Origin of the sequence: Sphingomonas cavernae (assembly GCF_003590775.1) — a bacterium.
In the GTDB taxonomy this organism is placed as follows: domain Bacteria; phylum Pseudomonadota; class Alphaproteobacteria; order Sphingomonadales; family Sphingomonadaceae; genus Sphingobium_A; species Sphingobium_A cavernae.
This window is the reverse complement of record NZ_QYUM01000003.1, coordinates 976,684-1,000,564: the sequence shown is the minus strand read 5'-3', so window position 1 is coordinate 1,000,564 and position 23,881 is coordinate 976,684. Positions and strand designations below refer to the sequence as shown.

18 protein-coding genes and 1 pseudogene are annotated in these 23,881 nt (G+C 64.0%); 12 read left to right on the top strand and 7 right to left on the bottom strand.

All coding sequences use genetic code 11. The features are described from left to right. Positions 1–30: 30 nt before the first annotated feature. From D3876_RS12425 to D3876_RS12415, 3 genes are all read right to left on the bottom strand, one after another. Positions 31–480, bottom strand: coding sequence for a methyl-accepting chemotaxis protein (locus D3876_RS12425; protein WP_420801959.1), 450 nt, complete (start codon positions 478–480; stop codon positions 31–33). A gap of 155 nt (positions 481–635) precedes the next feature. Next, positions 636–2,153, bottom strand: coding sequence for a flavin-containing monooxygenase (locus D3876_RS12420; RefSeq protein WP_119762593.1), 1,518 nt, complete (start codon positions 2,151–2,153; stop codon positions 636–638). 158 nt (positions 2,154–2,311) lie between these two features. Then, positions 2,312–3,124 carry a universal stress protein gene (locus D3876_RS12415; protein ID WP_119762591.1) on the bottom strand — a complete coding sequence of 271 codons (813 nt, stop codon included), beginning with the start codon at positions 3,122–3,124 and terminating at the stop codon, positions 2,312–2,314. A 206-nt stretch (positions 3,125–3,330) separates the two neighbouring features. Here D3876_RS12415 and D3876_RS20875 point away from each other — a divergent pair. Both D3876_RS20875 and D3876_RS12410 read left to right on the top strand, forming a co-directional pair. After that, positions 3,331–3,540: pseudogene (locus D3876_RS20875) on the top strand (transposase); the annotation flags it as partial. Beyond that, positions 3,510–4,142 (top strand): IS5 family transposase, encoded by a 633-nt coding sequence (locus tag D3876_RS12410; protein WP_338014316.1) that lies wholly within the window; start codon positions 3,510–3,512, stop codon positions 4,140–4,142. The pseudogene D3876_RS20875 and the gene D3876_RS12410, both read left to right, overlap by 31 nt. A 6-nt stretch (positions 4,143–4,148) precedes the next feature. Here the strand turns inward: D3876_RS12410 and D3876_RS12405 are convergent, their stop codons facing one another. Then, on the bottom strand, positions 4,149–5,435 hold the full coding sequence (locus D3876_RS12405; protein WP_119762589.1) for an MFS transporter: 1,287 nt from the start codon (positions 5,433–5,435) through the stop codon (positions 4,149–4,151). A gap of 14 nt (positions 5,436–5,449) precedes the next feature. After that, positions 5,450–6,265, bottom strand: coding sequence for a 2-keto-4-pentenoate hydratase (locus tag D3876_RS12400; protein WP_238475347.1), 816 nt, complete (start codon positions 6,263–6,265; stop codon positions 5,450–5,452). A gap of 82 nt (positions 6,266–6,347) precedes the next feature. On the opposite strand from D3876_RS12400, the gene D3876_RS12395 reads away from it, so the two are divergent. Next, positions 6,348–7,202, top strand: coding sequence for a DUF6807 family protein (locus D3876_RS12395; protein WP_119762587.1), 855 nt, complete (start codon positions 6,348–6,350; stop codon positions 7,200–7,202). 29 nt (positions 7,203–7,231) lie between these two features. On the opposite strand, the gene D3876_RS12390 is transcribed toward D3876_RS12395, so the two are convergent. Further along, a complete protein-coding gene (locus D3876_RS12390; protein WP_119762585.1) occupies positions 7,232–8,722 on the bottom strand; it encodes a UxaA family hydrolase in 1,491 nt (496 codons plus the stop codon). A gap of 104 nt (positions 8,723–8,826) precedes the next feature. Here D3876_RS12390 and D3876_RS12385 point away from each other — a divergent pair, with 104 nt between their 5' ends. The 6 genes from D3876_RS12385 (at position 8,827) to D3876_RS12360 (ending at position 15,715) form a co-directional block, all read left to right on the top strand. Then, positions 8,827–9,861, top strand: coding sequence for a LacI family DNA-binding transcriptional regulator (locus D3876_RS12385; RefSeq protein ID WP_119762583.1), 1,035 nt, complete (start codon positions 8,827–8,829; stop codon positions 9,859–9,861). A gap of 95 nt (positions 9,862–9,956) precedes the next feature. Next, positions 9,957–11,405, top strand: coding sequence for a glucuronate isomerase (gene uxaC / locus D3876_RS12380; RefSeq protein ID WP_119762581.1), 1,449 nt, complete (start codon positions 9,957–9,959; stop codon positions 11,403–11,405). Between the two features lie 24 nt (positions 11,406–11,429). Continuing rightward, a complete protein-coding gene (gene kduI, locus D3876_RS12375) occupies positions 11,430–12,269 on the top strand; it encodes a 5-dehydro-4-deoxy-D-glucuronate isomerase (protein WP_119762579.1) in 840 nt (279 codons plus the stop codon). 104 nt (positions 12,270–12,373) lie between these two features. Then, the gene (kduD, locus tag D3876_RS12370; RefSeq protein WP_119763815.1) at positions 12,374–13,129 is read left to right on the top strand and encodes a 2-dehydro-3-deoxy-D-gluconate 5-dehydrogenase KduD; all 756 of its coding nucleotides are present in this window, start codon (positions 12,374–12,376) and stop codon (positions 13,127–13,129) included. A 14-nt stretch (positions 13,130–13,143) separates the two neighbouring features. Next, complete coding sequence (locus D3876_RS12365) at positions 13,144–14,154, top strand: sugar kinase (protein WP_238475346.1); 1,011 nt, start codon at positions 13,144–13,146, stop codon at positions 14,152–14,154. After that, entirely contained in the window at positions 14,141–15,715 is a 1,575-nt protein-coding gene (locus D3876_RS12360) for a carboxylesterase/lipase family protein (RefSeq protein WP_119762577.1), read from the top strand. The genes D3876_RS12365 and D3876_RS12360 overlap by 14 nt, the downstream gene beginning before the upstream one ends. Positions 15,716–16,635: 920 nt before the next feature. On the opposite strand, the gene D3876_RS12355 is transcribed toward D3876_RS12360, so the two are convergent. Further along, a complete protein-coding gene (locus D3876_RS12355) occupies positions 16,636–17,970 on the bottom strand; it encodes a pectate lyase family protein (protein WP_238475408.1) in 1,335 nt (444 codons plus the stop codon). A gap of 296 nt (positions 17,971–18,266) precedes the next feature. On the opposite strand from D3876_RS12355, the gene D3876_RS12350 reads away from it, so the two are divergent. The 3 genes from D3876_RS12350 to D3876_RS12340 all read left to right on the top strand — a co-directional run bounded on the left by D3876_RS12350 (position 18,267) and on the right by D3876_RS12340 (position 23,857). Further along, positions 18,267–21,146: a TonB-dependent receptor gene (locus tag D3876_RS12350; RefSeq protein ID WP_119762575.1), complete on the top strand. Its 2,880-nt coding sequence runs from the start codon at positions 18,267–18,269 to the stop codon at positions 21,144–21,146. Positions 21,147–21,341: 195 nt separating this feature from the next. Next, on the top strand, positions 21,342–22,862 hold the full coding sequence (locus tag D3876_RS12345) for a family 43 glycosylhydrolase (RefSeq protein WP_238475407.1): 1,521 nt from the start codon (positions 21,342–21,344) through the stop codon (positions 22,860–22,862). Then, positions 22,859–23,857, top strand: a complete 999-nt coding sequence (locus D3876_RS12340; protein ID WP_119762571.1) for an alpha/beta hydrolase — start codon at positions 22,859–22,861, stop codon at positions 23,855–23,857. Before D3876_RS12345 ends, D3876_RS12340 begins: the two co-directional genes overlap by 4 nt. Positions 23,858–23,881 lie beyond the last annotated feature (24 nt).

The following is a 23,881-nucleotide window of genomic DNA, read 5'->3' as shown; positions in this document are numbered from 1 at the left end:
CGGAGCAGCGACGGAACAACGAGGCGACGCTCAGGCAGCGCGACGCCGGGCAGGCCGCTCCGCGCCCGTCCGAAAGCGCCCGGCCTGATCGGCGAGCGTCGCCACCTCATCGGTCAGCCCGCGCGCAGCGGCGGAGGTCTGCTCAACCATCGCCGCGTTCTGCTGCGTTGACCGGTCCATCGCGCCGATTGCCGTCGCAATCTCGGAAATCGCGTCGGATTGCGCAGCGTTGTCCTCGGACATCCGGCCAAGCAGCCCATGAACCTTGGTCACCTCGGCGGCGATTTCCTCGAGCGCACGATCCACACGCGTCACCGCTTCCACGGCGGTGCCGATCTCGGTTTGAGTCGCAATCAGACCATCACGCGCTCGCTGCGCCTCTTCCTCGGCGCGCATGGCCAGCGAGCTTACAAGATCGGCGACCACGGCGAATCCGCGCCCCGCTTCACCGGCCCTGCCCGCCTCGACTGCAGCGTTCATCGCGAGAACACGGGTCTGAAAAGCGATCCAATGCCGCTGCGCCCGGCGCGCGCCGAGCCGCGTACTCACCGGCATTATAGGAGGCAGCCCGCATCCGTCGGGGCGCCTAACCGCCCTTTTTTGTGGCCTTTCGTGGTTTCGCAGACATCAAGCCGTCAGGGCGCGACGACCGGCGCGGGCGCTTCCCGGGCGGTGGTCGCCTTGATGCGCTCGGATGCGCGTCGGGGATTGGAAAAGACCATCGCGTCGTCCTCAAGCTTTCCGAAGCGAAATGCCAGGAGGTCGAGCGCATAGTTCTGGTGCACGCGCCACGGCCGGTGCGCGCCCTGCTTTGGCATCTTGTCGACGGCGCGTTGCACATAGCCCGAGGTGAAATCGAGGAACGGTTCCTCAGGCACCTGGTCATCGGCGGCAATCGGTGTGCACTGCCGCATGCCGATCTTGTCCATATGCTCGAGCAGTCGACAGACATAGCCGCAGGTCAAATCGGCCTTCAGTGTCCAGGACGCATTGGTATAGCCGAAGGACGAGGCCATATTGGGAATGCCGCTATACATCATCCCCTTGTAGGCGAGCGAACGCGCGGGATTGACGGGCACTCCGTCGACGACGACTTCGAGCCCGCCCAACAGTTTGATGTTCAGCCCCGTCGCGGTCACGATCAGATCGGCGTTCAGTTCGGTGCCCGACGAAAGCCGAATTCCTCGCGGCGTGAAGCTGTCGATCGTGTCGGTGACGATCGAGGCGCTGCCTTCGCGCAGCGACTCGAAGAGATCGCCATCGGGGACAAGGCACAGCCGCTGATCCCAGGGATTGTAGCGCGGCGAAAAATGGGTCTCGACGTCATAATCGGGGCCTAGCTCTGCCGTAACCGCTTCGAGAATCTTGCCCTTCACGCGCTCGGGTCGTTTGCGCGCCAGATTGAAGAAGAACATGCCGAGCAGCACATTCTTCCACCGCGTGATGCCATAAGCGAGCTTGGCGGGCAGGACCGAACGAAGCCGGTTGGCCAGCCGGTCCTCCGACGGCCGCGAAACAATATAGGTCGGCGAACGCTGCAGCATCGTCACATGCGCCGCGTCCTTGGCCATTTCGGGAACCAGTGTCACCGCGGTGGCGCCGCTGCCGATCACGACGACGCGTTTGCCCTTGTAATCGACGTCCCCGGTCCATTTCTGGGGATGGACGATCTGTCCCGCGAACTGCTCGATACTCTTGAATTCGGGCGTGTAGCCCGCGTCATAATCATAATAGCCGCTGCACATGAAGAGGAAGCCGCAGGTAAAGCGCCGCGTCTCGCCCGCATGTTCAGCCTCGACCGTCCAGCGCGCGTCCTCGCTCGACCAACTCGCGCGCCTGACCTTGTGGCCATAGCGGATCTTGCCATCGACGCCGTGCTCGCGCGCCGTTTCGTGCAGATAGTCGAGAATCGAGGGACCGTCGGCGATGGCCTTGGCATTGGTCCATGGCTTGAAGGCATAGCCCAATGTGTACATGTCCGAATCGGATCGGATACCGGGATACCGAAACAGATCCCAGGTTCCGCCCATTGCGTCGCGCCCCTCAAGGATCGCGTAGTGCTTGCCCGGGCAATGTTTTTGAAGGTGATACCCTGCGCCAATGCCGGAAATGCCGGCCCCGACGACAAGCACGTCGAAATGCTCCACAGCCATTCTTCCTCTCGCGCGCGGTTCGTACCGCATCTTCTATTAACACCTATGTCAGCATAGCATAACCCGCTATGGCCGCGAGGGTCCACAACAAATCGACGCTGCACCGGTTGGGACGAGCGACTTCACGGCGCTCCCGGCAACGCCGCCCGATAATGACTTCAATGGGCCAGAAGCAGCGGGATCGGGGACTCGCCTAACAGCTTGCGGGTAACGCCGCCGAGCATCATCTCGCGCAGCCGCGAATGGCCATAAGCGCCCATGACCACATAGCTCGCGCCCAGTTCCGCTGCCTGGTGGAGCAGCGCTGCGCCAGCGTCGCGCCCGGCCCGTGGTATTTCCTGCATCTCCGCTGCAATACCGTGTCGCGAGAGATAGTCGGTGGCCGCGGTCGACGGAAACTCCCGCGCATCGTCGCTGATCTCGACAAGATGGACCGATTCCGCAAGGCGGAGGAGCGGCAGCGCGAAACGCAGCGCGTGCGCGGCCTCGTAGGATCCGTTCCATGCGATCATGGCCTTGCCCGCCACGTTCAGCGCCTGAGCTTTGACCGGCACGGAAAGGATCGGCGCGCGCGCGTGGATCGCAACATCGGGCACCACGGGTATCGGTTCGGTCAACGGATCGCCGTTGCGCATGGGCTGGCTGAGCACCACGACGTCCGCAAGACGCGCATAGCTGACCAGCGTCTGGACGACATTGCCGTCGAACTGCCGCCAATCCCAGGACACGCCCTCGGTTTCGAGACGCGCCTCAAGGCGCGCGCGCTCCAGGGTTTCCTGGGTACGCAGCTTGGCGAGCACCTCCTTGACCGCATACATGCCGCCAAAGGGATCGGTACCCACGAAATATTCGAGGGGCGTGATCTGAGCGCACGAGATATGACCTTCGGTCGCGCGTGCGATGTCTAGCGAAGCCTGCAGTCGTGCCTCCTGGCCGGCATCGTCGTGCACATGGAGCAGGATGGTCTTCATCGGCGATAACTCCCTTGCCAGTGGATCGGGGCGCATGAAGATAGGATCGTTCAGATCTAACGTAACTACGTGATCCTACGAAGCAAGGTGCGCCGGAGTCTTTGTCGACGATACGCCGGGTTACGCCGGACTACCCCAAGAGTATTCCGGCGTAACCGGGGGATATTAGGCGGCGTGGACGAATTGGTTGACGTGGACGGTGTGGGTTGATTCAAGGCTGCCTTTTGGAGGCAGGTTTGAGCCGGGGCGATCTGAGCGAAGCAGAATGGCGCGTTCTGAAGGGTCTGCTGCCGATCGAGCCAGAGAACCGAGGGCGCGGCCGCAGGCCTGAGCAGAATCTCTCGATAGTCAACGGCATACTCTGGCGGCTGCGCTGTGGGACTGCTTGGCGCGATGTCCCGCCAAAATACGGCAATTGGAACACGATCTACCGGCGGTTCCGTCGTTGGAGCGAGGCCGGGGTCTGGGAGGCCGTGTCGGTGACGCTTGCCGAGATCATGGCCGACACCGGACACTACAGCATCGACAGCACCACCCTTCGCGCCCAGGTCTCGGCAGCGGGCGGAAAAGGGGGACTTGTCGACGCGCTCTTGGCCGCTCGCGGGGCGGGTTCACCAGTAAGCTTCACTGTCTGGCTGATGCCCGAGGACGCCCCGTCGCCTTCCACCTGACTGGTGGTGAAGCCGCCGACTGCACGGCCTATGACACGCTGATCCGCCTGCCGGACCGCGCTCCGGCGGCTCTGCTGGCCGACAAAGGCTACGACACCAACGCCATTCGCGCCGATCTCGCGAGCCGCAGCATACAGGCTGTCATCCCGGCGCGCTCCAATCGCCGAGAAAGGATCGAGCACGATCGGCAGCTCTACAGGCAGCGAAACGGCATTGAGCGAATGTTCGGCAAGCTGAAAATCAATCGTGCCGTCGCCACCCGCTACGATCAAACGCCCTCAAGTTTCCTCGGCATGGTCCATCTCGCTGCCATCCGGCTTTGGATCAAATTCGTCCACGCCGCCTAGGGCACGTCAGCGCGGTTCGACGCGGTCGAGTCTGGGCGAGAGTAGATGCACCGCCAGCAACGCGAGGAAATATGCGCTGCCCGCCACCGCAAACAGCGGCGTATAGGTGCCGAAGCTGTCGAGGATGAAACCCGCATATTTCGCCATCAGCATGCCGCCGATCGCGCCGACGGTGCCTCCGATGCCCACCACCGAGCCCACTGCGCCGCGCGGGAACACATCCGAAGGCAGCGTATAGAGATTGGCGGAAAACGCCTGATGCGCGGCCGTTGCAATGCCGATCACGAGAACCGCCAGCCAGAGATTGTCGATCGACTGCGCGAAAAAGATCGGCAAAACCGCAATCGCGCAAACCAGCATCGTGATCTTGCGCGCCGCGTTGACCGTCCTGCCCGCCTTGATCAGGCGCGATGACATCCAGCCCCCGGCGATGCTGCCAACGTCGGACAAAAGATAGATGGCGATGAGCGGTGGTCCGAAGGTCATCAGGTCCAGCCCATAGCGCGTGCCAAGATAACCCGGCAGCCAGAACAGAAAGAACCACCAGATCGGATCAATGAAGAACTTGCCGAGCGCATAGGCCCAGGTTTCCTTGATGCCGATAAGCTTGCGCCAGGCGATCGGGATCACGGGATCGGCGGGATCCTGCTCTATCCAGGCAAGCTCGCTCGCCGAAACTTTGGCATGCTGGCGCGGGTGACGGTACATGATCCACCAGGCGATCAGCCAGACAAACGCCGCAACGCCCGTGATGACGAAGGCGGCGCGCCAGCCGACGGCGGGGACGAGGGTCATGCCCAGAATGGGTGTGATGATCGCGCCGACATTGGCGCCGGCATTGAATACGCCGATGGCGAAGGCCCGCTCCTTGCCGGGGAACCATTCGGTGACCGCCTTGATGCCCGCCGGGAAATTGCCCGCTTCGCCAATGCCAAGCCCGAAGCGCGCCATCGCGAACTGCGTGACCGAATAGGCGCCGCCGTGCGCGATATGCGCCAGTTGCCAGATAACAAAGGCCACCGCATAGCCGAGCCGCGCGCCGACCACGTCGACCAGACGCCCGAAGCCGATATAGCCGATGGCGTAGGCCGCCTGAAACCAGAAGATGACATTCGCATAGTCGGTCTCGGTCCAACCGAGATCGCCGAGAATCGTCGGCTTGAGCACGCCGATCATCTGCCGATCGACATAGTTGATGGCGGTGGCGACGAAGAGCAGTCCGACGATCACCCAGCGGTAGCGGCCAGCGCGTGCAGCGGCCGTAGCGACACCTTCTGCCTCGATCGAGGTCATCCTGTTACTCCCGTTTATCGAGCGGTCGCCGCCTCTATCGTGCAACGCACCGCATAGTCCGCACCGAAGCGCGCCTCAACCGACGCGCCCGGCGCCACGCGATGGACGCCGGTGATCGCACCGGACGATATCCACTGCCCCTTTTGGAGCGCGATCCCCCGCCGGGCCATCAGCTCGAACAGAAAACGAGCCGCGCCGACCGGTCCGTCGGGCATGCTGTCGCCGCGACCTGTGCCGATTTCCGCGCCGTCGATGGCGAGAGTCACCGGCCACGTCGCGAATCCCGAATTCTGCCAATCCGGAATGGCGGCGCCGATAACGAGGCCGTTATTATTGCCGAAATCCGAAGCGGTTACCGCCGGCCCGAGATCGTTGATCGCGCCAAGCGGCGAGCTCGCAATCTCCAATCCGACATGAACCGCATCGATCGCGTCAGCGGCTTCCTCGAGCGAATAGTATCGCTTGGCAGGATCGAGTTGCGTGCCGATCCGCAGCAGAAACTCGGCTTCGACCGCGCCGAATCCGTCCTGAAAGACCGCCATGGAAACCGGTTTCCCATCCCCCTCAAAAAAAACACCCGCGACGAAGATTGGACCGGCAAGGCGATCGGCGCCGAACTGCGCGTCGAGCGGCGGCATGATGCGACCGACCTTCCATCCCGCGACCGAATCGCCCTGGAGGCGGATCGCTACATCCTGCACAGAATAGGCAGATTTCAGAGATTCCGGAATGTTTCCGGGATAGTCGGAAAGGCCGCGAGCAGCGCGACGCGCCGATACAAAGGCTTCTGCGATCCGGTCCTGCTCCAGTCCGGCCTGCGACTCTTCCACCCTCGGCTACTCCCCTGACTGCTTGTCGATTGCTTTCAACTGACGTATTGGAAACCGGTGTCATTGGCAAGAAGGCAATGCGATGAAGCCTGTTTCGTGGCTGTCCGGCATGGCGGCATTGGGCACTCTCCTCCTCTCCGCATGCGCGGGCACGTCGCCACCGGCCGCACCGCGGGATGGATTGTGGCTGCAGCGTGAAGGCCGGCGCGTGGCGCAACTCGTGCCGCTTGCAGCGCCCGATCCGAAGCTGACGGCTGCCGGAGCGACGCCGCCCGCCGCCTTCGTGCATCCGCTGCTCAGCGCGAGGGGAACGGTTCTGACCGAACTCTATCCCGAGGATCACATCCATCATCGCGGATTTTTCTGGGCATGGCATCAGATTGTGCTCGACGGCGCGCAAAGCGCTGACGGCTGGCTTTTGACGGGGATGACCTTCAAACCCGTTTCGAGCAAGGTGACGGATCACGGCGCACGCGGCACGATGACGACCGATTGGATCGTGGCCGGCCGCGCAGTGCTGCGCGAAAGCGCCGATATCCGCATAAGCGAAAACGGACTGAGCCTTCGCCTGACGCTGGTTCCGCTCGTCGACGGCCTGGCGCTTGGCGGCAGTGCGGACGACAAGGGTTATGGCGGGATCTCGCTCAGGCTGCGCGATGCCGAACGACTCCGCTTCGAAAGCCTTGGCAAACCGGTCGAAGCACGGCGGCAGGCGGTGCCGGCGGGTCAGGAGATGCGGTTTAGCTGGGATTCCGCTCCCGCCTCTCTCCCCCGCGCCGTCGTCATGCGGTGCGCGGTGAACGGCAAGCCCATCACCGCCTGGATCCTGCGTCGCGAAAAAAGCATGCAGAATTGCGTCTGGCCGGGAGCGACGCCGGTCAACCTTCCACGGGGCAAGCCCGTCGTGCTCACCGCCGACATCGACATTGAAGAGTGACTAGACAGCGGTGCTCGGAAGAGCTCCGCTCACAAGGTTACTCCCCGCTTCCACAGGGCTATCTCGCGCTCGTCATTGCGTTCGGCTGCGGTCGGCGTTCCCGACGCTGTCGCCAGCACTACATCCAAAAGCGCGTCCGTCGCAGCGTTGAAACCATGGGTGAGCGCGCTTCCCGCATCAAAGTCTATCCAGCCGGGCTTGCGCGCCGCAAGTTCGCTATTGGATGCGATCTTGATCGTCGGCACAGGAAAACCGAGCGGTGTTCCCCGGCCGGTGGTGAACAGGATCAATGTTGCACCCGCCGCCGCGAGCGCGGTCGAAGAGACCGCATCGTTGCCCGGCGCCTCAAGCAGAGTGAGTCCGGGGTGCCGCACGCGCTCGCCATATAATCGCACATCGGTGACGCGTGCATGGCCGGCCTTTTGCACCGCCCCCAGCGATTTTTCCTCAAGCGTCGTGATTCCGCCCGCGATATTCCCCGGCGACGGATTTTCCGAAACAGGCTCGCCGTGCCCGATGAAATAGCGCTTGAAACTGTTCACAAGCGCCACCGTGGCGTCGAACACATGCTCATCGGCGGCACGGCGCATGAGCAGTTCCTCCGCCCCGAATATTTCGGGTATTTCGGTCAGAATCGCGGTGCCCCCGGCATCGGTCACGGCGTCGCTGATTCGTCCCACCAGCGGATTGGCGGTCAGCCCGCTATAGCCGTCGGACCCGCCGCATTTCACACCTATGACGAGCTTGTCGAGTGCGATCGTCGTCCGCCTTGCAAAAGAGGCACTGGCGACAAGCGCGTCGACCAACGCCACACCATCGGCCACCTCGTCGCCTGCCTGCTGCGCGCCCAGCACGCGGATATTGCGCCGGATTTCGGGCGCGATCGTCTCCAGAAGCGCTGACGTCTGATTGGATTCGCACCCCAGCCCCACGATCAGGACACCGGCGGCGTTCGGATTGCTGGCTAGCCCGGCCAGCACCGTGCGCGTCGCCCCGAGATCATCGCCAAGCTGCGAGCAGCCAAAAGGATGCTTGAAGGCATAGACGCCGTCGACCGTACCGCGATGGCGCGCATGTGCGCTCGCCGCGATCTTCTCGGCCGTGCGGGCCACGCATCCGACGGTCGGCAACACCCAGATCTCGTTGCGCGTCGCCGCGCGGCCATCGGCGCGCAAATAGCCCTCGAAATTTCGCTGTGGCTGATCGCGCTTCGTCAACGGAAACGGATCGGGCATGTAGCGATAGCCTTGCGTGCCCGCGAGCGCTGTCGCCAGATTGTGGCTGTGCACATGCGCGCCCGCCGAAATCGCCGAAGACGCGGTGCCGATCGGAAAGCCGAACTTGATCACCGGATCACCCGATCGAATCGACCGCAGCGCGATCTTGTGTCCCGCGGGCACGGCCTCTGCAGCGATCAGCGTTGCATCCCCGACGCTCAGCGTTTCGCCGACCGCAACGGCCCGCAAGGTCGTCCCGACGCTGTCCTCCGGGGTGATCCTGATGATCGCAGATTCGGTCACGACTTGATCCTTTCCTTGCTTCTTTGGTAACCGGTGTCAGTGCACGACGCAATTCCCGTCAGGGGCGATTGGCGCGAACGGGACGAACAGCTATGCAATTGCCCATGAAAAAAAGCGCTCAACCGACGATCAACGATGTCGCCCGGCTTGCCGGGGTTTCCAAAAAGACCGTCAGCCGAGTCATCAACCACTCGCCGTTGCTCAACGACGATACGCGCAAACGCGTGCTCGGTGTGATCGACGATCTCGGCTACATCCCCAATCCGCAAGCACGCGCGCTGGCGCTGAGGCGCAATTTCCTGATCGGCCTGGTCCACGACAACCCGACCGCGCAGACCGTGCTCAGCGTGCAACAGGGCATTTTGGAGACGCTGCGCGAAACAGAGTTCGAACTCGTCATTCACCCCGTCAATCGCGGCTCACCGACGATGCTCGACGACATACGCCGCTTCCTCGAGCGCCAGCGGCTGTTCGGGGTGATGCTGATGCCGCCGATCTCGGAGAACGACGAGCTCGCAGCATTGTGCGATGAAATCGGCTGCCACTACGTGCGCATGGGTTCGGCCGAACTTGACGCGTCCGAGCATATGGTCGCGTCCAACGACCGCGAGGCGGTGCGTGCGGCGACCCAATATCTGATCGAGACGGGGCACCGGCGCATCGGGCTGGTGCTTGGCCCGCACGGTTTCCGCTCTGCGCGGGAACGACGCCAGGGTTTCGAGGACGCCATTGCCGCCGCCGGGATCGCGCTTCCGGCCAGCCTGACCGCTGACGGCAACTACACCTTTGAATCGGGGCTTGCCGCGGGCGACCGGCTGCTCGACCACCTCCCCCGCCCCACCGCGATCTTTGCATCGAACGATGAGATGGCGGCGGGCGTGATCCATGCCGCACGCCAGCGAGGGCTCGAGGTTCCACGCGATCTGTCTGTGATCGGCTTCGACGACAATCCGATCGCGGCGCATATCTGGCCACCGCTCACCACCGTCCGCTGGCCGATTGCTGCGATGGCGCGGTCGGCGGCGCTGAAGCTCGTCGGCGATGCGACCGGCCAGGGCAACGCAGCCGCGGAGCCCGCGATTTTCCTTTCGTCGCTGATCCGGCGCGCGTCGGTGGCGCCTCCGCCCAAAGTCGATTGAACGCCGGGCAATAGCCGGGCTTTCCGCCTTGAACAATTTTCTGACACCGGTTACCAATAACCCATCAAGTCCGCACCAAGGGACTCGGGAGAGCGATGACAAGGCCGCTGAAATTGAATGAGGATCGCCTGTTTCCGGCAGATGCACGCACGCGGGACATTGCGCGCGCGCTTTACCGCGAGGTGGCGGCCCTCCCCATCATCAGCCCGCACGGCCATACCGATCCCGCCTGGTTCGCGAGCGACGCGCCCTGGACCAATGCGACCGAATTGCTGCTCGCGCCCGACCACTATCTTTACCGCATGCTCTACAGTCAGGGTGTCACACTGGACGCGCTCGGGGTTCCCGACCGCAACGGGGTGCCTGCGACCGATCCTCGCGAGGCATGGCGGCTGTTTTCTGCGCACTACCACCTCTTTCGCGGCACGCCTTCGCGCATCTGGCTCGATCATGTTTTCGCAGAGGTCTTCGGTTTCGACACGGCGCTGTCCGCCGACACCGCCGACGCGTATTTCGATGCGATCGGAGCGGCGCTGGCGACTCCAGCCTTTCGCCCCCGTGCGCTCTTCGACCGTTTCGGGATCGAGTTGCTCGCAACGACCGAGGGCGCGCACGAGCCCCTCGACCATCACGCCGCAATCCGCGCCTCGGGCTGGCGGGGCCGGATCGTCACCACCTACCGCCCCGATGCAGTGGTCGATCCCGAGCATCACGACTTCGCGGTCGCGATGGCGCGCTTTGCCGAATTGAGCGGCGAAGACGTCTATGACTGGCGCGGCTATCTGGCGGCGCATCGCAAGCGCCGCGCCGATTTCCGCGCGGCGGGTGCCACGGCGACCGACCATGGCCACCCCACCGCCGCCACCGCCAATCTTTCGGCCGGCGAGGCAGAGCGGCTATTCCGTCAGATCGCAACCGGCAACTGGACGCCCGCCGACGCCGAACTGTTCCGCGCGCAGATGCTGACAGAATTCGCCGCGATGAGCGTCGAGGACGGCATGGTGATGCAGATCCATGCGGGATCATGCCGCAATCACAATCGCGTGCTGTTCGAAAGCCATGGACGAGACAAGGGCGCCGACATTCCGACGCGCACTGACTATGTCCATGCGCTGAAGCCCCTGCTCGACCGTTTTGGCACCGAAACGCGGCTTTCGATCATATTGTTCACGCTCGATGAATCGACCTATGCGCGTGAACTCGCACCGCTTGCCGGGCATTATCCTTGCCTGAAACTCGGCCCTTCCTGGTGGTTCCATGACAGCCCCGAAGGGATGCGCCGCTTCCGCGAGATGACCACCGAGACCGCCGGCTTCTACAACACCGTCGGTTTCAACGACGACACGCGCGCCTTCCTCTCGATCCCCGCGCGCCACGACGTCGCGCGCCGCGTCGATTGCGCCTTCCTCGCCCGCCTCGTCGCCGAGCACCGGCTGGCCGAATGGGAGGCCGCGGAACTGGCGCAGGAATTGGCCTATGGGCTGGTGAAGAAGGCCTATAAGCTCGACGATCCCGAATTCCCCCCGGTTGCCGCGGCAGCCTGAATAAATTGCTTAACGGAGTAGACGATGTTCGATCGCACCTATTATGCCACGCACCCCGACATGATGGAGTGCGTCTCCAACGAAGAACTTCGCGATCGGTATCTGATCTCGAACCTTTTTCGCGCGGGCGAGTGCGTGCTGAACTACACCCATGCCGATCGCTTCGTGATCGGCGGTGTCCACGTTACCAGCGCCGCCGTGAAGCTGCCCGACCAGACCGAGCCGCCCTCGGCAGCCGGCCACCCCTTCCTTGAGCGCCGCGAGCTTGCGGTGGTCAACGTCGGCTCGGTCGAGGGTACGGTCACCGTCGACGGCGAAACCTTCGTGCTTGGCAACAAGGACTGCCTGTATGTGACGATGGGCGCGAAGGAGGTGCTGTTTTCGGGCGAAGGCGCACGCTTCTATCTCGCCTCCTGCCCCGCGCATAAAGCCTTCACCACGCGCAAACTCTCGATCGCCGACGCCAATGCGCTCGAGCGCGGCAGCCTCGAAGAATCGAATGAGCGCACGATCTTCCAGCTCGTCATCCCGGGTGTGTGCGACAGCGCGCAGCTCGTCATGGGACTGACCGTACTCAAGCCCGGCAGCGTCTGGAACACCATGCCCCCGCACATTCACGAGCGGCGCAGCGAGATCTATTTCTACTTCGAACTCGAAGGCCCCAATGACCGCGTCTTCCACTATATGGGCGAGGGCGAGGCGATGCGGCATATCGTGATGGGCAACGAGGAGGCAGTCATCTCGCCGCCCTGGTCGATCCATATGGGTTCGGGCACCAAAGCGTACGCGTTTATCTGGGCGATGGCGGGCGAGAATCAGGACTATACCGACATGAATGTCCTCGACATCTGCCAGTTGCAGTAATCGAACCATCATAACCCGTTCGTGTCGAGCGAAGTCGAGACACGTCAGCGCGATTACAAAGTCCCTCGACTTCGCTCGGGACGAACGGAATGAAGAATGAACCCATGAACAGTCTCTTCGATCTTTCGGGCAAGGTGGCGGTCGTCACGGGCGCCAATACGGGTATCGGCCAGGGCATTGCGCTGGCGCTCGCCGCGGCGGGCGCGGACATTGCGGCGGTGGGGCGCTCCGCCGCCGAAGAGACCGTCACCAAGGCACGTTCGATGGGGCGGTGCGCCGAGATCATCAGCGCCGATCTGTCGACGATCGAGCCCGCCGATCGCATCGTGAAAGAGACGGTCGACAAGCTCGGCCGCCTCGACATTCTCGTTAACAATGCGGGGATCATCCGCCGCGCCGACAGCATCGACTTCACCGAAGAAGACTGGGATGCGGTGATCGACACCAACCTCAAATCGGTGTTCTTTCTGGCCCAAGCGGCCGCGCGGCACATGATCCCGAACGGCGGCGGCAAGATCATCAACATCGCCTCGATGCTGACCTTTCAGGGCGGGATACGCGTGCCTAGCTACACCGCGTCGAAAAGCGGGATCGGCGGGCTCACCAAGCTGCTCGCCAATGAATGGGCGGCAGAGGGCATCAACGTCAACGCGATCGCGCCGGGCTATATTGCCACGAACAATACGGCAGCGCTGCAGGACGACGAGACGCGCAACCGCCAGATCATGGAGCGTATCCCGGCGGGCCGTTGGGGCCGGCCCAAGGATCTGGGGGGCGCGGCCGTATTCCTTGCATCCTCCGCCGCGGACTATGTTCAAGGCCATATCCTGGCTGTAGACGGCGGCTGGCTCGCACGCTGATAAAGGGGGATCGCTTGGCTGGTCGCATCGTCTTCTTCGGAGAGCTGCTCTTGCGGCTGACCGCGCCGGGGCGCGAGCTGCTGCTCCAGTCGGGCAGGCTCGACGTACATGTCGGCGGCGCGGAAGCGAATGTCGCGGTGGGGCTCGCGCGGCTCGGTCACGACACGAAGATGGTGAGCGCGGCGCCCGACAATCCGCTTGGCCAGGCGGCGATCGATGCGCTGCGCGGGCACGGCGTCGATTGCAGCGCGGTGCAGCGACGCGATGGGCGGATGGGACTGTATTTCCTGACGCCCGGCGCGGGCTTGCGCGCCTCGGAGGTCGTCTATGACCGCGCGCATTCAAGCTTCGCCGAAGCGCCCGCGGGCGTCTTCGACTGGCCCGCGCTGCTGAACGGCGCAAGCCGGTTGCATCTCTCGGGCATCACGCCCGCGCTCGGCCCCGCGACGGCAGCCGCCGCGATTGCAGCCGCCGAAACGGCTTCGGCGCTTGGCGTGCCTGTGTCCTTCGACGGCAACTATCGTGCGCGTCTGTGGGAAAGCTGGGACAGCGATCCGAAGGCGGTCCTGACCAAACTTGTCGACCATGCCGACGTGCTGTTCGGCAACCACCGCGACGTATCGCTGCTGCTTGGCGACACCTTCCACGGTGACGGCCCGGAACGGCGGCGAGAAGCTGCCGAAGCCGCCTTTGCGGCCTTCCCAAGGCTCAAACTGATCGCGTCCACGGCGCGTCATGTCGATGACGCCGACCGGCACCGCATCGCCGCGCGGATCGACACGCGCGAGGGCGCGCATCAGACCGACGAGGTCGTCGTCGCCGGAATCGTCGACCGGATCGGCGCGGGCGACGCCTTCGCCGCAGGTGTGCTCCACGGTCTGCATATCGGCGCAGACGCGGACTGGACGGTGCGCTCGGGACTCGCACTTACCTGCCTGAAGCACTCGCTGCCCGGCGACGCCAGCCTGTTCGGCCGCGCTGATATCGAAGCCTTCCTGTCGGGCGAACTGGATGTTCGCCGCTAGGCTGACACGCCGCGCGGCGCTCGCGGGCGGGCTCGCGTTCGGCGTCGCGCCTGCCATATTGTCCGCAAAACCCTCGGCCGATGTGCGCGCTGCTGGCGGCCGGTATGCCGGGCTCAGCGAGCACGGCGTAAAGGTCTTTCGCGGGATTCGTTATGGCGAGGACACGCGCCAGCACCGCTTCCGCGCAGCCGCCGCGCCCAAGGCCACGCACTCCATCCAACAGGCCGTCGAATTCGCTGCATCGTGCCCGCAAAAGGGCGATCGCTATGCGAGGACGAGCGAGGACTGCCTGTTCCTCAATATCTGGACGCCCGAGACCGATCCGCGCGCCAGACGTCCGGTGATGGTCTATATCCATGGCGGCGCCTATTCGACGGGTAGCGTGATCGACCCGCTCAACTACGGGCATCACCTGGCGGCGCGCGGCGACGCGGTGGTGGTCACGATCAATCACCGGTTGAACGCGCTCGGCTACCTGTATCTCTCGCGGCTGGACCCCCGTTTTGCCGATAGCGGCAATGTCGGCCAGCTCGATCTCATCCTCGCGCTGCAATGGGTGCGCGACAATATCGCGGCATTCGGCGGCGATCCGGGGCGCGTGATGGTGTTCGGCCAGTCGGGCGGCGGCGCCAAGATCGCGACGATGATGGGAATGCCCGCCGCCAAGGGGCTGTTCCACAGTGCGGCCACGATGAGCGGACAGCAGGTGACCGCATCGGGACCGCTCAACGCCACCGCGCGCACCCGCGCTTATCTGGCCGCACTCGGCGTGGCCGAGACGAACCTCGACGCGCTGCTCGAACTGCCCACCGAGCGGCTTGTAGAGGCGCTCGAAGCAACCGATCCGGTGCTTGGCGGTGGTGTCTATATGGGCCCGGTGCTCGACATGAAATGGCTGACGCGCCATCCCTTCTGGCCTGATCCCAATCCGCAGTCCAACGCGATCCCGATGATCCTCGGCAACACGCACGACGAGACGCGCGGCTTTTTCGGGCCCGATCATCCGAGGATCGTCGGGATCGACTGGGATAATCTGGCGGACCGGATCGCACCCGAACTGAAGATCGACATACTTCCCGAATGGGTCGTCGCCGAATTCCGCGAGCGCTATCCGCGCTATTCGCCCGCCGACATCTTCTATGCAGCGACGACGGCCGGGCGAAGCTGGCGCGGCCAGGTTGAGGAGGCCGATGCCCGCGCGCGCGCAGGAGCCCGCGCGACCTGGGTCTATCAACTCGACTTCCCATCGCCCGTCCGCCCGGAGCGTGGCGCGCCGCACACGCACGACATTCCGCTGGTGTTCGGCACGCTCGACGCCGAAGGATCGCTGACGGGAACGGGTGCCGATGCGCAGCGGGTGAGCGAACAGATGATGCGCGCCTTCGCCGCACTCGCACGCGCCGGAAGCCCCGCTCATGCCGATCTGCCCGACTGGCCCGGCTACACACTGCCCCAACGCACGACGATGGTTTTCGACAGGCAGACGCGCGCCATGAACGACCCGCGCCAATGGGAACGCGAGCTGTTCGCGCGCGTGCCGTATATCCAGCCCGGGAGTTGATGCCGCTGTTGGAAATACGGGCATGTTTGTGCCGTAAAATGAAGACAGGCTGTTGCGACCGGCGCGTCCTTGCCACGGGATGAGCCAATATGGCCTGCCCCCCAGACAGGCCATATTGGCTCATCGGGCTGGACGACTTTGGCATTGGCATTCAGTCGAAAGCGTCCAGGCTTTCAGGAGGTCGCCGTTCGAACCCGTTCCGAGCAGGTGGCCTCAGACCGTGAACCCTTGGCCCGAAGGACAAGGCCGTCTACCGGAAAGCCGCGGTGCGGGGCCACGCTGACCGGTCAGGCTCATACGACCCGCTGCCGCATGATCCCGGTCCCGTCTTGCCCGTTGGGCGACGCTCCGGCGGAAAATCGGGCCGGCGATCGATAACGCGAAGCTTCGTCTTTGATACCGGATGACTTCGCGCCGGTCGTTCTCGAGTGACACCGCCACAAGAGAAAGCCTGTTCGCCGCAAGCTGATCAGGGATGCAGCGAACGGCTCCTCATATAACCAATATGGTTCGCAATGTCAAGAACAAATGCGGAACATTGTGATTTGCAAGTGTGTCGTCTTTCGACCAAAAGGAGACCTTCTCCCTCAAGGGAGAAGGATACGGAGCCTTGATGCGCGTGAGCGCAGCTAGGCGGAGTTGGATGAGGGGCCGGAAGCTCGGGAGTCGTGCGTTGCCGTTGACTTACGCCCCCTCACCCAGCTCCGACTAGGCGGCACAGCCGCCAAGTCTGCGCAACCCTCTCCCTTGAGGGAGAGGGAGTTCGAGACGTCCGCTAACCACGACAAAGCTGACATTGATATCGCTCACTGTGATCCGGATCACCCCGTCGCGTCCGAGGCCGTGCTAGCCGCGTCTCCGGTTCACGGAACTTTAGCTATCGCGACCCGCCGAGGTGCCGTGGGCCATGCCCTTCGACCTCAGTTGCGCATGGCGCGGTCGCGGCTCGACATGGTCTCCTGGATGGGGCCCTTCTGGCCGGGATAGCGGCCTGATTTCGGCTCCATGGTGTCGAGGTTCCATTCCGTCTCGACAAAGGGCGCGCGCGTTTCCTTGAACACCGGATAGCCGCCGACCTGCTTCTCGTCGTCGATGATCTCACCGCGCCCTTCGGCGACGAAGAAGAGGACGCGGATGTCGTGCTCGTCACGGTCCCAGGGTCGCGCACCGGCATTGGCGAGCACGTGCGTTTCGACATCGCGCGCTGCCAACACGTCGAGCTCTGCGGGCCAGATCACCGGCTTGTCCGTCTCGATCAGCTTCGCGCGCGTTTCGCCATAGCGGCCGAACATCGGCAGCGGCTTGCCATTCTTGTCGACCGCCAGATTGTCGCGGCCGTGATAGCGCAGATCGCCATCGCCGCCGAGCATGAGGAAGGGAAGCCCTTCATCGGTCGAAGGCCCGCCGCGCATGACATTGCCGACCGCCGAAAGCTCGCCCGTCTGATAGGGATGCCCCGCCCATTCGAGCGCCATCAGGTTGTAATGCACCGCGCGCTTGCCCGGATCATAGATGAGGTTGTTGACCACGGCGGCCTGGACGCCGCCCTTCAAGAGCGGACTGCGCTCGACATTGTGCGCGTAAATGTTGCGATAAATGAGGATGCCCGTCGCATTGTCGTGGATCAGCGAGCCCTTCGAATGCTCGCCCTTGGGATGGCTGGCGTTGGCAAGCCCCTCGGCGAGCAGGTTGTACGAGAAGGTGATGTTGTGCGACGTCCCCTTGCGCCATTCTGCGGGCGTGCTGCCGGTGAAGCGTGGCCCCGAAGCCGAGAGATTCTCGTCGAGCCCCCAGGTCATCGTGCAGTGATCGACGATGACATTGTACGCGCCGACGGTGGAAAAGGCGTCGACCTCCCAGCCGCTACGTTTGGGCTGTCCATCGACGCCGGGGCGCACGCGAATGTGGCGCACGATCACGTCATGCGTTTTCAGATCGATCCCGCCGCGGATGATCGTGATCCCCGGTGATGGGGCCGTCTGCCCGGCGATCGTCAAATAAGGTTCGGTGATCGTAAGCGTGGAGCGACCGAGATCGATCACGCCGCCGACCTCGAACACCACCGTCCTCGGCCCCCTGGCCTCGAGCGCGGCCTTCAGGCTGCCGGGGCCTTCGGGATTGAGCGTGGTCACGCGAATGATGCGGCCGCCGCGGCCGCCCTGCGTCTCGGCCGCCCACCCTGCCGCCCCCGGAAAGGCGGGCTTTTGCGCGGCGGCAGGAGCCGCGCCCGCCAGCATGAGGCACAGAAACAACATCAAACGCATAACGCCATCCTCTCTCTCATTGCCTTCTTGACATAGAAGGGGGTTCGCCTCAATGTCCTTATGACACCGGTTACTTCGACGCAAATGACCGGAAAATCGACCGCATGAATGCGGCGCAACGGGAGAGGACGGGGCCCTCGCATCGCGAAAATGCCCAAACTCCCCCAATTTTGCGTTGCGGAAACGCGTGTGAATGCGTTGCTGCGACTCGGATGGATACCGGTGTCATAACCGGTGAGGAAACACTGGACCGCTGCGATAGCCGGCGGCAGAAGGGGAGAAGAGGAATGCGGGTGATCAATCGCCATAATGGATCGAAAGCCGCGCTGCGGCTGCTGTGCAGTGCGTCATTCGCGGTATTGGCGACGGGCAGCGCATTTGCGCAGGAGGCCCAGCCGGGCGCAGGGGACGCAGCGGACGCGCAGGCCTCGGCCGAAGCCGAGGAGATCATCGTCACCGGTTTCCGCGCCTCGCTCGACGCCGCGCTCAATGTAAAACGCGATTCGGTGAGCGCGGTCGACGCGATCGTGGCCGAGGACATCGCGAAGTTCCCCGACCAGAACCTCGCTGAATCGCTGCAGCGCATCCCCGGCATCTCGATCCAGCGTGATGGCGGCGAAGGCCGTGCGATCAGTGTGCGCGGCCTTGGCGCGCAGTTCACGCGCGTGCGCGTCAACGGGCTCGAGACGGTCGCCACCTCGACCGATGGCGCGAGCGCCAATCGCGACCGCGCATTCGATTTCAACGTGTTCGCATCCGAGCTGTTCAACTCGATCGTCGTCCACAAGACCGCAGAGGCCTCACTCGACGAAGGCTCGCTGGGCGCGGTGGTCGATCTCAACACAGGCAATCCGCTCGGGGGCAAGGACGGCCTGACGCTCGTCGCCTCGGCGCAGGCCCAATACAACACGCTGAGCGAGGATCTGGGGCCGCGGCTTGCGGGCCTGATCGGCTGGAAATCGCCCGACGGCACTTTCGGCGTCTCGGTGTCCGCCGCCTATCAGCAGGGCGAGACGCTCGAGATGGGCAACAACACGGTCCGCTGGGCGCAGGCGCGGTTTGACTCGGTGAACGGAACGCCGTGCTGGTTTGCCAGCGCCACCAGCACCACGCCACGTCCCAACAGCGGCGGTGTCTATACGCCCGGACGCAATGCCGCATGCGACGCGGTCTCGCTTGCCTTCCACCCGCGCATTCCGCGCTATGGCGAGATTCGCCACGATCGTGACCGGCTCGGCATGACCGCGAGCATCCAGTGGGAGCCGAGCGAGCGCACCAAGCTCTCGATCGACGGCCTCTATTCGAGCTTCAAGGAAACGCGCGAAGAGAAATGGGGCGAAGTGCTGTTCCGCAGCAACGAGCGCTCGATCGACGTGACCGATTATACGATCGACGCCGACAACAATCTCATCAGCGGTACCTTCAACGATGCCTGGGTGCGCACCGAGCATTATCTGCGCAAATCGAAGACCGAATTCTATCAGGCCGGCGCCACCTGGGATCAGGAGCTGTCGGACAGTTTCCGCTTCACGCTGCTCGGCGGATTCTCCAAGTCGGATGCAAGCATCCCCGTCGAGACGACGCTGGTCTTCGATGACCGCGATGCGCAGGGCTATCGCTACGACTACACCAATTCGCGCAATCCGGTCCTGAGCTTCGGCACCAGCATCACCGAGCCGGCCAACTTCCAGCTCGCGGAAATCCGTGACCGGCCTTCGGATACGGTCAACAAGTTCCGGACGCTTCAGCTTCGGACCGAATGGGACGTGACCGACGGCTTCCAGGTCAAGGCGGGCGGCGTCTATCGCCGGTTCAGCTTCGACACCGCAGGCTTCCTGCGCGACACCGTGGTGTGCCCCAATGCCGGCGGGCGCGATCTGGTGCTGGGCACGATCACCTGTACGCCCAACACGAACGTCGGGCCGACCGCCATCTACGGTTTCCAGGCAACGCCCGAGCTTTCCGAGCTGTTCACGCTGCGCAGGGCCGGAGCGCCGGCGGGCACCACGACCCAGTGGCTGATCCCCAATCTGGAAACGGGCACGGCCTTTACGAAGCTTTATGAGCGGACGCCTCAGGTCGACGCGGGCAATACGCGCAGCGTCATCGAGAAGGTTACCGGCGGCTATCTCGAGTTCAATGCCAAGGGCGACATTTTCGGGCTCGAATATGCGGCCAATGCGGGCATGCGCTATGTGAAGACCGATCAGTCCTCGACGGGGCTGAGCAGCGGCACGTCGGTTACCGTCGAACGCAGCTATGATGACTGGCTGCCCTCGGCCAACCTGGCGCTGTTTCCGCACGAGGACATCGTGATCCGTGCGGCGATTGCCGATGTCGTGACGCGCCCGACGCTGGGCAACCTGACACCTGGCGGCACCGTCGATGGCTTCAACTATCGCGTAAACTTCGGCAACCCATTCCTCGATCCGTTCCGCGCCACCGCCTATGACCTGGCGTTCGAGTGGTATTTCGCACCGCAATCAATCTTCTCGGTCGCGCTGTTCAAAAAGGATATCGCGAGCTTCCCGATTGCGCAGACGCGCAGCGGCACCTTCGCCTCGACAGGGCTACCGACCTCGATCATCCCGCCCAGCTCGCCCGCCGGACAGAATCCCGAGGGCCAGATCTGGACGATCAACTCGATCACCAACGGCGAGGGTGCGAGCCTCAAGGGCGTGGAAATCGCGTTGCAGGCGCCCTTCACCTTCCTGCCGGGCTTCTGGTCGCATTTCGGCGGCATCGTCAACGCGACCTTCGTCAAGTCCAAGGCGGACTATGACGTCGCCGGCCCCGCGGTCGTGCCGGGCGGCCCGCTGATCGGCGAGACCCGCAACTCGACGCTCTTTCAGGTTTCCAAGCGCGCCTTTAACGGCACGCTCTATTATGAGGACGACAAGTTCAGCGCGCGTGCCTCGGTCAGCTATCGCAGCGGCTTCAACGATCAGAACAGCGGCACCGGCAATATCTTCGAGGGTTACAATTCGACGATCAACGTCGACGCCTCGGTCCGCTACAAGATCACCGAGCAGATCGAGCTCTCGCTCGAAGGCGTCAACCTGACCGACGAGTATCGCGACCGCTGGACCGACGAAGACGCCAACCGGAACTACGAATACAACCATTTCGGCCGCACCATCCTGTTCGGTGCGCGTTTCAAGATGTGATCATCATGCGCTTCCCCGCATGAAACGATGACTGGCCAGCCCCCCTGTGGAGGCTGGCCATTTTTTTCGGAGAGTGACGTGTTCGATCGTAGAGACAGCCTCAGGGCGCTGGCGGCTACCGGGCTGCTGCCGCTTATCCCCGGCGTGCGTGCACAGGGTTCGGCGGCGTCGAGTTCGCTGGACCCGCATGCGGGAATGCGCTGGGCCCAGGGTTTCGAGGGACAGCGCAGGGCCGATCTCGGCAATGGCACCTTCCTCAATCCCGTCTTTGCGGGCGATCGCCCCGATCCGACGATCCTGAAAGACGGCAAGGATTATTACCTGACCTTTTCCAGCTTCGACGCCTATCCCGGCATCGTCATCTGGCATTCGCGCGATCTGGTGAACTGGCGGCCCGTCACCGCCGCGCTGAAAACGCCGATAGGTTCGGTCTGGGCGCCCGAGTTGGTGAAGCATGGCGGGCGCTTCTATTGCTATATCCCCGCGCGCTTTCCCGACCGGAAATCGACCTATGTCATCCATGCCGAGCGGATCGAGGGCCCGTGGTCCGAGCCGATCGACCTCGACCTGCCCGATCATATCGACCCCGGCCATGCCGTGGCTGCGGATGGCTCGCGCTGGCTGTTCCTGTCGGGCGGTGACCGCGTGAAGCTCGCGCCCGACGGGCTTTCGACGGTGGGGAGGGTCGAGCATGTCTATGACCCCTGGCGCTATCCCGAGGACTGGGTGGTGGAGACCTTCGCGCCCGAGGGGCCCAAGATCCTCAAGCGCGGCGACTGGTATTACATGATCCTCGCGGTCGGCGGCACCGCGGGCCCGCCCACGGGGCACATGGTCATCATGGCGCGATCGCGCTCGCTCGACGGGCCGTGGGAGAATGATCCGGGCAATCCCGTCATCAAGACGAAGTCGGCCGCCGAGAAATGGTGGTCGCGCGGCCATGCCACGATCTTCGAAGGGCCGAGCGGCAAATGGTGGATGATCTATCACGGCTATGAAAACGGCTATTGGACGCTGGGGCGCCAGACGCTGCTCGAGCCGATCGAATGGACCGCTGAGGGCTGGGTGAAGCCGCTCGGCGGCGATCTGTCCCGTCCCCTCGCCAAACCCGTCGACCTTGGACCCCAGCCCCACGGCCTGGCGCTCAGCGACGATTTCTCGACCGACAAGTTCGGCATTCAATGGAGCTTCTACGACCCTGCTCCGGGCGAGATGGCGCGCGTTCGGCGGGCGGGTGGCGTGCTGCATGTGAAGGCCAAGGGGCGTTCGCCTAGCGACTGCTCGCCGATCAGTTGCCTTGCGGGCGATCAGGCCTACCGCTTCGAGGCGGATATCGAGGTCGATCCCGGCGCCGAGGCGGGAATGTTGCTGTTCTACAACCGCCGCCTCTATGCCGGGCTCGGGCTTGGCGACAAGGGGCTGGTGATGCACCGCTATGGACTGCAGCGCCCGCGCGGCGCGGTACCGGGGCAGCGCGACAACGCAACCGGCCCGGTCCGCGCGCTACGGCTGCGCCTGACCAACGACCACAATATCCTGACCATCCACACCAGCACCGACAAGGGCGCGAGCTGGCAGAAGTTCGACGTTCAGATGGAGGTTTCGGGTTATCACCACAATGTCGCCTATGATTTCCTCAGTCTGCGGCCTGCGCTCTACGCCGCGGGCAGCGGTGAGGCGCGCTTCGCCAACTTCACCTATCGGGCGCTGGTATGACGATCGACCGGCGGAGCGCGCTTCTGGGCGGCATGGCCGCGGCGGGCCTTGCCGTTCGTGCAGCAGCGCAGACGCCACCGCCGTCGACCAGTGCGCTGCCCCCTGCCCGGCCTCAACCGACCGAGACGATCGACCTCTGGCCAAAGGGTGCGCCGGGAATGCCCGCGACGCCGCCTGTGGAAACCGTCAACGAACGCAGCACCGATCCGCTAATCAACGACCGCGCGGTTTTCGGCATCACGCGTCCGCGCATGGTCGTGTTCCGCCCGGCCAAGCCAAACGGAGCCGCTGTGCTGATTACGCCCGGCGGCGGCTATAGCTGGGTGGTCGTCGACAAGGAGGGATATGAGCTTGGCGCTTGGCTCGCCGATCGCGGTATCACCGCCTTCGTGCTCTTCTATCGCCTGCCGCATGAAGGCTGGGCAGCAGGGCCCGATACGCCGCTGTCCGACGCGCAGCGTGCGATGCGGCTGATCCGTCACCGCGCGCCGTATTACGGGATCGACCCGGACCGCGTCTCGGCGATCGGCTTTTCTGCAGGCGGCCATCTGTGCGCCGATCTGGCCGCGCGGTTCGCCGCCCCGACCTACGCCCCCGTCGACGCCGTGGACCGGCTGTCAGCGCGCCCGGTCGTTGCGGCGCCGATCTATCCGGTCATCTCGATGGCGCTGCCGACCGCGCACGAAAGGTCTCGCGCCAACCTGATCGGCACGGATGCGACCCTGACGCTCGAGCGTGCGCACTCACCGCATCTGAACATCGCGGCGGACACGCCGCCCTGCTTCCTCGTCCATGCAGAGGACGACAATTCTGTGGTGGTGCGGAACAGTTTGCTGTTGCGCGATGCGCTCAAGGCACGCTCGATCCCCGTCGAATCCCACATTTTCACGGAGGGCGGCCACGGCTTCGGGCTCAGCCGCGCGAAAGGCAAGCCCGCCGCGATCTGGCCCGAACTCTTTTTGAACTGGGCGCGATATCGCGGGGCGATTATCTAGGCGGCGTGGACGAATTGGTTGACG